Annotated in this window: 11 protein-coding genes; 8 read left to right on the plus strand and 3 right to left on the minus strand. The window is 60.6% G+C overall.

What is annotated here, in order from left to right:
- Positions 1-13: 13 nt before the first annotated feature.
- Complete coding sequence (locus PSPTO_RS08735; RefSeq protein ID WP_005766620.1) at positions 14-2,926, minus strand: ribonucleoside-diphosphate reductase subunit alpha; 2,913 nt, start codon at positions 2,924-2,926, stop codon at positions 14-16.
- Between the two features lie 703 nt (positions 2,927-3,629).
- Here PSPTO_RS08735 and PSPTO_RS08740 point away from each other — a divergent pair.
- Genes PSPTO_RS08740 through fhuF form a run of 3 tightly spaced genes read left to right on the plus strand, consistent with a single transcriptional unit; the run spans position 3,630 to position 6,686 of the window.
- Entirely contained in the window at positions 3,630-4,367 is a 738-nt protein-coding gene (locus tag PSPTO_RS08740; RefSeq protein WP_005766623.1) for a response regulator transcription factor, read from the plus strand.
- Positions 4,368-4,371: 4 nt separating this feature from the next.
- Complete coding sequence (locus PSPTO_RS08745; RefSeq protein WP_046463925.1) at positions 4,372-5,982, plus strand: ATP-binding protein; 1,611 nt, start codon at positions 4,372-4,374, stop codon at positions 5,980-5,982.
- Complete coding sequence (gene fhuF / locus PSPTO_RS08750; RefSeq protein ID WP_011103665.1) at positions 5,940-6,686, plus strand: siderophore-iron reductase FhuF; 747 nt, start codon at positions 5,940-5,942, stop codon at positions 6,684-6,686. The genes PSPTO_RS08745 and fhuF overlap by 43 nt, the downstream gene beginning before the upstream one ends.
- Here fhuF and PSPTO_RS08755 read toward each other — a convergent pair whose 3' ends face one another.
- Complete coding sequence (locus PSPTO_RS08755; protein ID WP_200836485.1) at positions 6,687-7,412, minus strand: 4'-phosphopantetheinyl transferase family protein; 726 nt, start codon at positions 7,410-7,412, stop codon at positions 6,687-6,689. It abuts the gene before it with no gap.
- Between the two features lie 220 nt (positions 7,413-7,632).
- Here PSPTO_RS08755 and PSPTO_RS08760 point away from each other — a divergent pair, with 220 nt between their 5' ends.
- Positions 7,633-8,145 (plus strand): REP-associated tyrosine transposase, encoded by a 513-nt coding sequence (locus PSPTO_RS08760; RefSeq protein WP_226992699.1) that lies wholly within the window; start codon positions 7,633-7,635, stop codon positions 8,143-8,145.
- A gap of 242 nt (positions 8,146-8,387) precedes the next feature.
- Here PSPTO_RS08760 and PSPTO_RS08765 read toward each other — a convergent pair whose 3' ends face one another.
- On the minus strand, positions 8,388-9,176 hold the full coding sequence (locus PSPTO_RS08765; protein WP_005766631.1) for a dienelactone hydrolase family protein: 789 nt from the start codon (positions 9,174-9,176) through the stop codon (positions 8,388-8,390).
- A 179-nt stretch (positions 9,177-9,355) separates the two neighbouring features.
- Here PSPTO_RS08765 and PSPTO_RS08770 point away from each other — a divergent pair, with 179 nt between their 5' ends.
- The 4 genes from PSPTO_RS08770 to PSPTO_RS08785 all read left to right on the plus strand — a co-directional run bounded on the left by PSPTO_RS08770 (position 9,356) and on the right by PSPTO_RS08785 (position 13,463).
- Positions 9,356-9,706: a hypothetical protein gene (locus PSPTO_RS08770; protein ID WP_005766633.1), complete on the plus strand. Its 351-nt coding sequence runs from the start codon at positions 9,356-9,358 to the stop codon at positions 9,704-9,706.
- Positions 9,707-9,733: 27 nt separating this feature from the next.
- Complete coding sequence (locus PSPTO_RS08775) at positions 9,734-10,411, plus strand: response regulator (protein WP_003381559.1); 678 nt, start codon at positions 9,734-9,736, stop codon at positions 10,409-10,411.
- Positions 10,408-11,754 carry an ATP-binding protein gene (locus tag PSPTO_RS08780; protein WP_005739017.1) on the plus strand — a complete coding sequence of 449 codons (1,347 nt, stop codon included), beginning with the start codon at positions 10,408-10,410 and terminating at the stop codon, positions 11,752-11,754. Before PSPTO_RS08775 ends, PSPTO_RS08780 begins: the two co-directional genes overlap by 4 nt.
- A gap of 356 nt (positions 11,755-12,110) precedes the next feature.
- A complete protein-coding gene (locus PSPTO_RS08785; RefSeq protein WP_005766635.1) occupies positions 12,111-13,463 on the plus strand; it encodes a dicarboxylate/amino acid:cation symporter in 1,353 nt (450 codons plus the stop codon).
- Positions 13,464-13,470 lie beyond the last annotated feature (7 nt).

Here is a 13,470-nt window from a genome sequence, read left to right on the forward strand (position 1 = left end):
CAGGCTTTGACGGTTACTGGCAAGCCTCACAATCCGGCTCGTCAATCGCGCAAGCCTTTGGCACCGGGGCCGGGCCGGCAGGTGCGGCTTCGGTCGGGCGAGGGGCGGTGATCGCCGAGTCGTCCGGGCCGTGGCCGCCGCTCGATACGGCGTTGAGCTTGCCGGTGTTGACGGTGGACTTCTCGGTGCTGGTCGCGGCCAGGGCACGGAGGTAGTAAGTGGTTTTCAGACCACGGTACCAGGCCATGCGGTAGGTCACGTCCAGCTTCTTGCCCGAAGCGCCAGCGATGTACAGGTTCAGCGACTGAGCCTGGTCGATCCACTTCTGACGACGGCTTGCCGCGTCGACGATCCACTTGGTGTCCACTTCGAAGGCGGTCGCGTAGAGCTCTTTGAGCTCCTGCGGGATGCGCTCGATCTGTTGCACCGAACCGTCGTAGTACTTGAGGTCGTTGATCATGACCGAGTCCCACAGGTCGCGGGCCTTGAGGTCGCGAACCAGGTACGGGTTGATCACGGTGAATTCGCCGGACAGGTTCGATTTCACGTACAGGTTCTGGTAGGTCGGCTCGATCGACTGCGACACACCCGTGATGTTGGCAATGGTGGCGGTCGGTGCGATGGCCATGATGTTCGAGTTACGAATGCCTTTCTGCACACGGGCACGAACCGGCGCCCAGTCCAGGGATTCTTTCAGGTCGACATCGATGTACTTCTGGCCACGCTGCTCGATGAGGATCTGTTGCGAGTCCAGCGGCAGAATGCCCTGGGACCACAACGAACCCTGGAACGTCTCGTAGGCGCCGCGCTCGTCAGCCAGGTCGCAGGACGCCTGAATGGCGTAGTAGCTGACCGCTTCCATCGAGCTGTCGGCAAACTGCACGGCAGCATCGGAACCATAAGGAATGTGCTGCAGGTACAGCGCGTCCTGGAAGCCCATGATGCCCAGGCCGACCGGACGGTGGCGCAGGTTGGAGTTGCGGGCCTGCGGCACGGAGTAGTAGTTGATGTCGATGACGTTATCGAGCATGCGAACGGCTACATCGATGGTGCGCTTGAGCTTGTCGGTGTCCAGCTTGCCGTTGACGATGTGGTTCGGCAGGTTGATCGAGCCCAGGTTGCAGACCGCGATCTCGTCCTTGTTGGTGTTCAGGGTGATCTCGGTGCACAGGTTCGAGCTGTGAACCACGCCCACGTGCTGCTGCGGGCTGCGCAGGTTGCACGGGTCCTTGAAGGTCAGCCAGGGGTGGCCGGTTTCGAACAGCATCGAGAGCATCTTGCGCCACAGATCCTTGGCCTGGATGGTCTTGAACAGTTTCACCTTGCCCGGGTATTCGGTCAGCGCTTCGTAGTACTCGTAACGCTCCTGGAAGGCCTTGCCGGTCAGGTCGTGCAGGTCCGGCACTTCGGAAGGCGAGAACAGGGTCCACGGGCCGTCGTCGAAGACGCGCTTCATGAACAGGTCAGGGATCCAGTTGGCGGTGTTCATGTCGTGGGTACGACGACGATCATCACCGGTGTTCTTGCGCAGCTCGATGAACTCTTCGATGTCCATGTGCCAGGTTTCCAGGTAGGCACAGACAGCGCCCTTGCGCTTGCCGCCCTGGTTGACCGCAACGGCGGTGTCGTTGACCACTTTGAGGAACGGCACGACGCCTTGCGACTTGCCGTTGGTGCCCTTGATGTACGAGCCCAGCGCACGAACCGGTGTCCAGTCGTTGCCCAGGCCGCCTGCGAATTTGGACAGCATGGCGTTGTCGTGGATCGCGTGGTAGATGCCCGACAGGTCATCCGGCACGGTGGTCAGGTAGCAGCTGGACAGCTGTGGACGCAGGGTGCCGGCGTTGAACAGTGTCGGGGTCGACGACATGTAGTCGAACGACGACAGCAGATTGTAGAACTCGATGGCGCGGTCTTCACGGGCTTTCTCTTCGATTGCCAGGCCCATGGCCACGCGCATGAAGAAGATCTGCGGCAGTTCGAAACGCACGCCATCCTTGTGGATGAAGTAACGGTCGTACAGGGTTTGCAGGCCCAGGTAGGTGAACTGCTGATCGCGCTCGTGGTTGATGGCCTTGCCGAGTTTTTCGAGGTCGAATTCAGCCAGCACAGGGTTGAGCAGTTCGAACTTGATACCGGTGGCGACGTAGGCAGGCAGCGCCTTGGCGTACAGGTCGGCCATTTCGTGGTGGGTGGCGCTGTCGGCGACACCGAGGAAGCCCAGGCCTTCGGCGCGCAGGGTGTCCATCAGCAGGCGGGCGGTGACGAACGAGTAGTTCGGCTCGCGCTCGACCAGGGTACGCGCGGTCATGACCAGTGCGGTGTTGACGTCTTTCAGCGCCACGCCGTCGTACAGGTTTTTCAGGGTTTCGGTCTGGATCAGGTCGGCGTCGACTTCAGCCAGGCCTTCACACGCTTCGGTGACGATGGTGTTCAGGCGACCCATGTCCAGCGGCGCAAAGCTGCCGTCGGCGAGGGTGATGCGGATCGACGGGTGAGCCTGAACCTGATCTTCGGGGGCGCGACCGGCACGCTCCTTGGCACGCGAATCACGGTAAATCACGTAGTCGCGAGCGACTTTCTGTTCGCCGGCACGCATCAGGGCCAGTTCGACCTGATCCTGGATTTCTTCGATGTGGATGGTGCCGCCCGAAGGCATGCGACGCTTGAACGTGGCGCTGACCTGTTCGGTCAGGCGGGCAACGGTGTCGTGGATGCGCGACGAGGCAGCAGCATTGCCGCCCTCAACTGCAAGAAACGCCTTGGTGATGGCGACGGTGATCTTGTCATCCGTGTAAGGGACGACAGTACCGTTACGCTTGATCACGCGCAGTTGACCGGGGGCCGTGGCAGACAGATCCTGTTGGGCCTGGCTTGCCTGCGGCGCGCCGGTCGGCGAGTTCTCGCGAGTTGTGTCTGTTTGCATGTGTGACTCCACGTTCCTTTAAGTTTGTTTGGGCATTGCTGCCCACCGTTTCGTTTCGAGCAGTGAGTCGCAAAAGGCGACCCAAGGCTCCAAAACGAAGGCGGCAGCGGGGGTGTTTTTCCGCTGCCAGGTTTTGAAGCCAAAAAGGACCGGGCCAAGCCCGATCCTTTGAAAATCTGATGAAGAATGCGTGTTCGATGTTGCAAGCCGTGTACTGCGCGGCTTTGCTCCCCGCGCGAACGAACGCGTAACGAAAACGACTTTAATTTCAACCCCGCAAACGCAAGAAAAGTGCTTGAGTTTCTCGATTGAGTTGTGCTGGGTTTTTTGCAGGAAACCCTACATGTAGGGTGTCCCTCGCCGTCGGGCTACAAGATAATGCGTTTTGGACATGAATTGCAACGCACGGCCTGTGGATAAAGTGTGTGTAGTTTGTGTATGAAACGCACACCATGCGTGTAGGCCGCATAACTACTGGACCGGACCGTTTGTCACCGATTTTTGTAGGCACCGTCGCCACGTGACTGATTTTTGAGGGCGCGAACCCTATCACAAAAAAACGACGCTGCAAGGGCAATCTGGCATGTCGTTTGCCTCGTTGCTTTCTTCTCGTTCGGCAGCGGCTGCGGTTGCTACGCTCGCCTGCGACAAGGGGCCGCAACCCCGCGTTGCAACACACAATAACAACAGTAGGGAGATGCCTTTGGAGCCGCACACCTGGCACGTGCTCATCGTCGAAGACGACCTGCGCCTGGCCGAGCTGACCAGCGATTATCTGCAGAATAACGGCCTGAGCGTGTCGATAGAAGGCAATGGCGCGCTGGCGGCGGCGCGGATCATCGATGAACAGCCGGATCTGGTGATTCTCGACCTGATGCTGCCCGGCGAAGACGGCTTCAGCATCTGCCGCACCGTGCGCGACCGCTACGACGGGCCGATTCTGATGCTCACCGCGCGCACCGACGACACCGATCATATTCAGGGGCTGGACACCGGGGCTGATGATTTTGTCTGCAAGCCGGTCCACCCCCGTGTGTTGTTGGCGCGCATTCATGCCTTGTTGCGCCGCAGTGAAGCGCCGCAAGTGCCGGCCGCCGAGCTGCGCCGTCTGGTGTTCGGGCCACTGGTGGTGGACAACGCGTTGCGCGAGGCCTGGCTGCGCGAACAGAGCATCGAGCTGACCGGTGCCGAATTCGACCTGTTGTGGCTGCTGGTGGCCAATGCCGGGCGCACGCTGTCCCGCGAAGAAATCTTCACTGCGTTGCGCGGTGTGGGTTACGACGGCCAGGATCGCTCGATTGACGTGCGTATCTCGCGCATTCGTCCCAAGATCGGCGACGACCCCATTCATCCGCGCCTGATCAAGACCGTGCGCAGCAAGGGCTACCTGTTTGTGCCTGAAGCAGCGCAGGACATGAGCGGCCACGTGTTCAGCGGCTGACCTGATGAACTCGATCTTTCTGCGCATCTACGGCGGTATGCTCGGCGTTCTGGTGCTGGTCGCGCTGCTCGGCGTACTGGCCTTGCACGTGCTCAATCAGGAGCGCGGCGAGCAGTACCGCGAGCGGCTGGCCCACGGCACATTTACGGTCCTGGCCGACAATCTGCTTTCGCTCGACGCCATCGAGCGGCGCCGTGCGCTTGCGGTCTGGGAGCGGCTGATGGGGATACCCTTGAGCCTGCAAAGCGTCGAGCAGGCTCATCTGGACAGCGGCGCGCGCGGTCGGCTGGCGCGAGGCCAGGTGGTGGTCGAGCAAATGGGGCCGCACGCCGCCAGGGTCTATCGCCAGTTGAGTGACACGGAGCCGCTGCTGTTAACCGGCGAAGTTCAGCAGATCACCGAGCAACTGGCGCGGGCGACTATCTACCTGTTGATCGACGAGCTGGTGCGTTTTCCGGTCGATGAGCAACCGGCGCGTCTGCAAGCGCTGCGCATCGACAAGGGTTTTGGCTTCGACATGCACCTGCTGGCGCTGGATCAGGCTGACCTGGATGACGATCAGCGCCGCCGCATCTATGAAGGCGACACGGTGATGGCGCTGGGCAAGGGCGGCGATTCGATTCGCGTGCTGGCCGGGATTGTCGACACCAACTGGGTGTTGGAGATCGGCCCGCTGTACCAGATGAACCCCTATCCGCTGCACTGGCTGCTGCTGATTGCCCTGCTGGGGCTGTGTTTCATCGGTCTGGTGGTTTATTTGCTGGTGCGGCGCCTGGAGCGACGCGTGCTGGAACTGGAAGCCGCGGCCACGTTGATCGCGCAAGGCAGCCTGCAAACCCGCGTGCCCACCGAGGGTTCTGATTCGGTCGGGCGTGTGGCGGCGGCGTTCAACAGCATGGCCGAGAACCTGCAACGCTCGCTGATGATCCAGCGCGAACTGGTGCGCGCCGTGTCTCACGAGCTGCGCACGCCGGTGGCGCGGCTGCGTTTTGGTCTGGAGATGGTCAGCGACGCCACCACGCCCGAGGCGCGGCTCAAGTACATGCGCGGCATGGACAGCGACATTCAGGACCTCGACAAGCTGGTCGATGAAATGCTCACTTACGCGCGCCTGGAGCAGGGCGCGCCGACCCTGAATTTTCAGCGCATCGATCTGGGTGCGCTGATCGATCAGGTTATCGCCGAACTGGCCCCGCTGCGCGCGGATGTCAGGATCACGCGCGGCGAGTGTTTCACGTCTGAAGAGGGCGAGGCGGCCTGGGTCGAGGCCGAGCCGCGTTATCTGCACAGGGCGCTGCAAAACCTGGTCAGCAACGCGATGCGCCATGCCGAGACCGAGGTGCGCATCAGTTATCAGCTGGGCGCGCAGCAGTGCCGCATCAACGTGGACGACGACGGTCCGGGCGTTCCCGAAGAGGCGTGGGAGCAGATTTTCACGCCCTTCATGCGCATCGACGACAGTCGTACCCGCACGTCGGGTGGGCACGGGCTGGGCCTGTCGATTGTGCGGCGGATCATCCACTGGCATGAAGGCCGTGCGCTGGTCGGGCGCAGTGTCGGTCTGGGCGGGGCGTGTTTCAGCCTTTCCTGGCCGCGCACGCAGGTGCCGCGTTGAGTTCGCTGTTGTTGGCTGGAGCGTTGGCGCCGTTTGGGTGCACGTTGCTGGCGGCAGATGACCCGCGCCCGGTGGTGGTGTTGCCTGAACTGCTGCAACCCGCGCGGCTTGATCAACTGTTGCTGAGTGTTTACGGGCCGCAACTGATGGCCAGTCAGTTGCCGGTGCTGGTCTCGCAGTGGGCCAAGTTTTACTTCATGCAGATCATTCCCCCGGTGCTGGTTGCCAGCCTGGTGCAGGGCTGGCATTGGCCGTTGACGCTTGATCAGGTGGGTGTGGCGCTGGACGAGCGTGGCGTGCCCTGTGGTGTCAGGTCGCTGGGGCAGGGCGAGGTCTGGCGGGATGTTCCGGTTGATCCGTTTCAGCGCTTTACCGGTTTACTGGACGATAACCTGCAACCGTTTATTACCGCGTTGAGTGCGTACGGCGAACTGCCCGGCGCAGTGTTGTGGAGCAGCGCCGGGGATTATCTGGAAGGCTGCCTTACTCGACTGGCTGAGTGCAGCGATGCTCCGCTGGCGGCGGGCATGGCGTTGTTGACTGAGAAACGCCGGCCGGATGGTCGGAGCAATCCGTTGTTTCAGGCGGTGCGTTATGTGGTGCAGGCGCAGGGGGCTGAGCCGCGTCGGCAGCGGCGGGTGTGTTGTCTGAGTCATCGGGTTGAGTGGGTCGGGCGCTGCGAGCATTGCCCCCTGCCTGCGTGATCAACCTTCGACCGCGACCAGGCTCAACAGATGATCGCCCAGCACATTGAACTGGCCGTCCAGCTCCTTGCCTGCATGCCATTCGCTGGACAGGTCGATCAGCAGTCGCAGGCGGGCGTTGCCGTCGGCGGACCACTCCAGCAATTGTGCATCTTCGAAATAGAAGCGCTTTTGCACGATGGGGTAAAGGGCCTTGAACAGCGCTTCCTTGATCGAAAAGGTCAGGGTGACGCGCAACGCTAGTTGATCCTGCGGGCCGGCGGCCATGTCGGCCAGCTCGGCGGCGGTGAGGATTTCCCCGGCCAGGCGTGAAGCGCGGTCGTGGCTCAGCAGGTTTTCTGTGTCCAGCCCCAGCCCGCGCCATTGCTGCTTGTGCGCCACCACCGCAGCGGCCCAGCCGGTGCTGTGAGTGATCGAACCACAGACATCACTTGGCCAGATTGGCGCACGGTCTTCGCCCAGCGTGGGGGTATGCAGCCGGCCATCAAGCTGGCTTAGCGCCTCGCGGGCGCACAGGCGACCGGCGAGAAACTCGGCCTGACGCTTGGCGACCGAGCGCTGAATGCTCGCAGGCGTCTGGACGGCACAGCGCTGAAAGTCATCGGCACCCAGCTTGTGCGGATCAAAACGCCCACTGACCAGCACCGCCCCCGGCAGCGCATGCGGCAGCGGCCAGTGCTGGACGAGTTCGGGGCAGCAGGGCGGGAGGTTGGTTAATTGAGTCATGGGCGGCATTTTGCCGGGGGATTGGATTGTAGGGAAGGGCGCTGGGTGTCATATCGTGCGAAGCTCCGCGTCGCATGCCGTTCTGGACGCTCCGCGTCCTCTAAGCCAAGTAGAGCAAAAAACTGGTCACACTTTCATCATTTCCACCCACTCAGTCGGGATGTACCGTTCGGAGCTCTGATGATTCAAGGATGAACACATGGGCCGGAGTCGATAAACCATCACCGAACCTGAAAAACCTCACTTCCTGACCTGCACAGTGGTGGAGTGGTTACCGCTTTTTACCCGGCCTGTTCTGGTAGACATTCTGTTGAATGCCTGGCGCTATCAACAGGCTAATCAAGGACTGCAGCTCTTCGGGTATGTTGTACTGGAAAACCATTTGCACTTTGTGGCCCAAGCGCCCGCTCTGGACAAATGTGTGAGCAGTTTCAAGTCGTTTACGGCTCGACAGATAATCGAAGCACTTGAGAACGCCAACGCCGAGAGCACGTTGGAGCGTCTGCGGTTTGTCAAGCGCCTGCACAAGAGTGACAGGGTTTATCAGGTCTGGCAGGAAGGAGCCCATGCCGAACTGGTGTGGAGCGAAAAGGTTATGCGGCAGAAGCTCGATTACATTCACCATAACCCGGTAAAGAGGGGCTATGTGGACGTCGGCGAGCACTGGAGATATTCCAGCGCCCGAGATTATGAAGGGCAGCGCGGTTTGATCGATATTCAACGCTGGTGTTAACGAAGTGTTGCGACGCAGAGCGTGCGGAACGATCATCGCAACTATCGTGCGACGCTCTGCGTTGTCATGCCGTTCCGGACGCTCCGCGTCCTCTTGGCGACGCAGAGCGTCGAGACCTGCATTCCCACGCTGGAACGCGGGAACGATCATCGCAACTATCGTGCGGCGCTCTGCGTCGTCATGCCGTTCCGGACGCTCTGCGTCCTCCCAGTTTCGGGTGGACGCAGAATCTCAGTTATCGCTCAACCAAAGATCTTCTTGAAAAACACCTGCATGTCTGACCACGAGCTCTGGTCCGCGGCCTTGTCGTAGCCGATGTCCGGGCCGCCGTGTTCGCCGTGGCTCAGGCGGTCGGCGTCGGGGTTGGTGAAGCCGTGTTTGGCGCCGTCGATGCTGACGAATTTATAGTCTGCCTTGGCGTCGTCCATTTCCTTCTTGAAGGCGGCGACGTTCTCCGGTGTGACCATGCTGTCCTTGGCACCATGCTCGACCAGCATTGGCACTTTGATGCCCGGTTTGGCCGGGCTATTGGTGAACAGTGCGCCGTGGAAGCTGACCACGCCCAGCAACGGTTCGCCGCGACGGGCCGCGTCCAGCACGATCTTGCCGCCGAAGCAGTAACCCACCGCTGCAATCTTTTTCGGGTCGGTCTGCGGTTGTTTCTTCAATTGCTCAAGCCCGGCATCAAAGCGCTTGTCGGCCGCATCGCTGTCCTTGAGCGCGGCCTGCATGAAGGCCATCGCGTCTTTCGGGTGCTCGGTGTTCTTGCCTTCGCCGTACATGTCGATGGCCATGGCGCTGTAACCCAGTGCCGCCAGATCACGGGCGCGGCGCTTGGCGTAGTCGTTCAGGCCCCACCACTCGTGAACCACCAGCACACCGGGGCGCGGGCCTTTTACGGCGTCGTCGTAAGCGTAGTAACCCACCAGTTTTGTACCGTCGGCACTTTTGTAATCGATCTGCTCGGTCTTGATCGCTGCCTGGCCGAGGCCAGTCAGGCCCATCATGATCATTGCAATCCACAAGCGCATGTTCAGCTCCTTCTTGGGGGGGGGGTGCAGCACGAATGTCAAAAGATAGCCGATTCTGCCGCCTGCGGCGCGCACGACTGTTCAGCGCCGGTTCATCGCGTGTTCAGTCGGGGTTCAGCCCGGCGCGATTACTGTTGAGCCGTACCTTGACAGCGTCCCCGAGCGCAAAAGGAGTCGAAATGTTGAATCTCAACAAGTTTTTCCTGGCCTTGGCTTTTCTGGGTGGCAGTGCGGCGGCGCAGGCGGGCGATGGCAGGCTTGACGTGGCCCGCATCGAGTTCGGCAAGACCAGTGAAAGGTTCGACGACGCCAACAGCTGGGGGCATGCGCTTAATGAGCAGGCGCGATCCAATGTGTCGGTGGGGACGCTTTATTCTCCGCCGGTTTACGGCAGTCTGACGGGGACTCACAATGGCGTGCCTGTCAGCCGCGAAATCCTGCTGGGCAGCTATGATGTGACACAGCCTGTGCCCGTCAGCGCCCGCCTGTTGAGTACTGAGGCGACGATGTCGTTTCAATCTTTGTCTTGAGGCTGTGATTGTGCCTGGGAGAGCTGCATGAAGTTGTTGGTAGTCGAGGATGAAGCGCTGCTGCGCCATCACCTGCGTACCCGTCTGACCGAAGCGGGGCACGTGGTGGAAGCGGTGGCCAACGCCGAAGAAGCGCTGTATCAGGTTGCCCAATTCAATCACGATCTGGCCGTGATCGACCTCGGCTTGCCGGGCATCGGCGGGCTGGACCTGATTCGTCAGTTGCGCGCGCTGGGCAAGGCTTTTCCGATCCTGATCCTGACCGCGCGCGGTAACTGGCAGGACAAGGTCGAGGGGCTGGCCGCCGGGGCTGACGATTACGTGGTCAAACCGTTCCAGTTCGAAGAGCTGGAAGCGCGGCTCAACGCCTTGTTACGCCGCTCCAGCGGCTTTATTCAGTCAACCATCACCGCTGGCCCGCTGTTGCTGGACCTCAACCGCAAGCACGCCGCGCTGGGCGAGCAGCCGCTGGCGCTGACGGCCTACGAATACCGCATTCTCGAATACCTGATGCTTCATCATCAGCAAGTGGTGCCCAAAGAGCGCTTGATGGAGCAGTTGTACCCCGATGACGACGAGCGCGATCCGAACGTGATCGAAGTGCTGGTTGGCCGGCTGCGTCGTAAACTGGACAGCAGCGTGGCGTTCAAACCCATCGAAACCGTGCGCGGCATGGGCTATCTGTTCAATGAGCGCTGTACGTGATTCGTTCGCTTCGCCTGCGTCTGATGTTGGGCGCCGCCACGTTGGCGGTGATCTTCATGTTACTGATGCTGCCTGCGCTGCAGGGCGCATTCAGCCTGGCGCTGCGCGGGGCGATCGAACAAAGGCTGGCTTCCGATGTGACCACCATGATTTCGGCGGCGCGCGTCGAAGACGACCATCTGTTGATGCCGTCGGTGCTGCCGGGCGAACAGTTCAACCTGCCCGGCAGTCGCCTGCTGGGCTACATCTATAACCGTCAGGGGCAGATGGTCTGGCGTTCGCTGTCTACCGAGTCCGAGAACATCGACTACCACCCGCACTATGACGGGCAGGGCAGCGAATTCACCAAGATCAAGGAAATCAACGGCGACGAGTTCTTCGTCTATGACGTCGAGATTCGCCTGCTCGGCGGTCGCAACGCCGCCTACAGTATCGTCGCCGTGCAGCCATTGCGCGGCTACCAGGAAACCATCGACGGTTTGCGCCGCAAACTCTACCTAGGCTTTGGCGCTGCGTTGGCGGTGCTGCTCGGGCTGCTGTGGATGGGCCTGACCTGGGGGTTGCGTGCACTGCGCGGCCTGAGTCAGGAGCTCGATCAGGTGGAATCGGGCGTGCGCGACAGCTTGAGTGAAGAGCATCCCAGCGAACTCCTGCGCCTGACCGACTCGCTCAACCGCCTGCTGCGCAGCGAGCGTGAGCAACGGATTCGTTACCGCGATTCACTCGACGACCTGGCTCACAGCCTGAAAACACCACTGGCGGTGTTGCAGGGCGTCAGTGAAAACATCGCCAAACGCCCCGAGGACGTTGAGCAGGCCTGGGTGCTGCAATCGCAGATCGAGCGCATGAGCCAGCAGATCGGCTATCAACTGCAACGCGCCAGCCTGCGCAAGAGCGGTCTGGTGCGCCACCACGTGATGCTGCGGCCAGTGGTCGAAAGCCTGTGCAACACGCTGGACAAGGTCTACCGCGACAAGCAGGTCAAGGCCACGCTCGACCTGCCGGAGCTTTGTCAGGTGCACATGGAAGAGGGCGCGCTGCTGGAAATGCTCGGCAACCTGCTGGAAAACGCCTATCGGCTGTGCCTGAGCGAAGTACGCGTCAGCTTCACCCGCTCAGCGGACGGCGATGAGCTGTGCATCGAAGACGACGGCCCCGGCGTCCCGCACAGCCAGCGCGCGCGTATCCTTGAGCGTGGCGAACGACTGGACCGCCAGAACCCCGGGCAGGGCATTGGCCTGGCGGTGGTCAAGGACATCATCGAAAGCTATGGCGCACAACTGACGCTGGGGGACTCACCGCTGGGAGGCGCGGCGTTCAGGATTCATTTTCTGGCGCAGTGATGGTCGGCACGACGGTCCAGGTTATCGTTCATGGCGCTCCAGCGTCGCACGATAGCTGGGGTTATCACCACCACGCAAAAGGCGGATATCCGCCACTGATACCCCGACTTTTCCTTCATGCGGCGGAAAACCGCCACCTCATCTTCCCATTCCCGGCTACTGTTACCCGTGTAAGCCTTGCTGAGCGGGGTTTTGATATCATTTTGACTGCATGGCACAGCTATTGCTATCCAGAGGGTAGATGTCTGCTTTGTGCAGCTCGACAAAACAAATCCCTCCAGTGCAGGAGGGTTAGCGCTTTATAGGCTCGCGTGCATCAGGTGAAGATGCCGACGACGCCCTTGAGGAAAACTGCAATGACGACTCGTCAGCCCATCTACAAATCCCTCTATTTTCAGGTAATCGTAGCGATTGTCATCGGTATCCTGATCGGTCACTTCTACCCGGAAACCGGCAAGGCTTTAAAGCCACTGGGTGACGGGTTCATCAAACTGATCAAGATGGTTATCGCTCCGATCATCTTCTGTACGGTTGTCAGCGGTATCGCCGGCATGCAGAACATGAAGTCGGTCGGCAAGACCGGTGGTTATGCGCTGCTGTACTTCGAGATCGTTTCGACCATCGCCCTGCTGATCGGTCTGATCGTGGTCAACGTGGTTCAGCCGGGTGCCGGCATGAACATCGACGTCAGCACGCTTGATGCCTCCAAGATCGCGGCTTATGTGACTGCCGGTAAAGACCAGAGCATCGTCGGCTTTATCCTCAACGTGATTCCGAACACCATCGTCGGCGCGTTCGCCAACGGCGATATCCTGCAAGTCCTGATGTTCTCGGTGATCTTCGGTTTCGCCCTGCATCGTCTGGGTTCGTATGGCAAGCCGGTTCTGGACTTCATCGATCGCTTCGCCCACGTGATGTTCAACATCATCAACATGATCATGAAGCTGGCGCCTATCGGTGCGTTCGGTGCCATGGCCTTCACCATCGGTGCCTACGGCGTAAGTTCGCTGGTGCAGTTGGGTCAGTTGATGATCTGCTTCTACATTACCTGCGTGCTGTTCGTGGTGCTGGTGCTGGGCTCCATCTGCCGCGCTCACGGTTTCAGCATCTTCAAGCTGGTTCGTTACATCCGTGAAGAACTGTTGATCGTACTGGGTACTTCCTCTTCGGAATCGGCCCTGCCACGCATGCTGATCAAGATGGAGCGTCTGGGTGCGCAGAAGTCTGTCGTAGGTCTGGTTATCCCGACCGGTTACTCGTTCAACCTGGACGGTACCTCGATCTACCTGACCATGGCTGCCGTGTTCATCGCTCAGGCGACCAACACGCACATGGACATCACTCACCAGATCACCCTGTTGCTGGTGTTGCTGCTGTCGTCCAAAGGTGCTGCCGGCGTAACCGGTAGCGGCTTCATCGTACTGGCTGCCACCCTGTCGGCTGTTGGCCACCTGCCGGTCGCCGGTCTGGCGCTGATTCTGGGTATCGACCGCTTCATGTCCGAAGCCCGCGCCCTGACCAACCTGGTCGGTAACGCTGTTGCGACTGTCGTGGTTGCCAAGTGGGTTGGCGAGCTGGACACCGACAAGCTGCAGTCCGAGCTGGCTTCCGGTGGCAGTGCCATCCTGGAAACCCGTCCTGAAGACGACCTCGGCGTTGCCGAAGGCCCGACTCCGGCCAACGCGGTGAACACCACCAAGACCGTCTGATAGCTTC

This window comes from Pseudomonas syringae pv. tomato str. DC3000, assembly GCF_000007805.1.
Lineage (GTDB): Bacteria > Pseudomonadota > Gammaproteobacteria > Pseudomonadales > Pseudomonadaceae > Aquipseudomonas > Aquipseudomonas avellanae.

Coding starts and splice junctions, on each gene's coding strand:
- PSPTO_RS08775 (WP_003381559.1), top strand. CDS start 9,734: ATGAAGTTGTTGGTAGTCGAGGATGAAGCGCTGCTGCGCCATCACCTG.
- PSPTO_RS08785 (WP_005766635.1), top strand. CDS start 12,111: ATGACGACTCGTCAGCCCATCTACAAATCCCTCTATTTTCAGGTAATC.
- PSPTO_RS08755 (WP_200836485.1), bottom strand. CDS start 7,412: ATGACTCAATTAACCAACCTCCCGCCCTGCTGCCCCGAACTCGTCCAG.
- PSPTO_RS08765 (WP_005766631.1), bottom strand. CDS start 9,176: ATGCGCTTGTGGATTGCAATGATCATGATGGGCCTGACTGGCCTCGGC.
- PSPTO_RS08745 (WP_046463925.1), top strand. CDS start 4,372: ATGAACTCGATCTTTCTGCGCATCTACGGCGGTATGCTCGGCGTTCTG.
- PSPTO_RS08735 (WP_005766620.1), bottom strand. CDS start 2,926: ATGCAAACAGACACAACTCGCGAGAACTCGCCGACCGGCGCGCCGCAG.
- PSPTO_RS08770 (WP_005766633.1), top strand. CDS start 9,356: ATGTTGAATCTCAACAAGTTTTTCCTGGCCTTGGCTTTTCTGGGTGGC.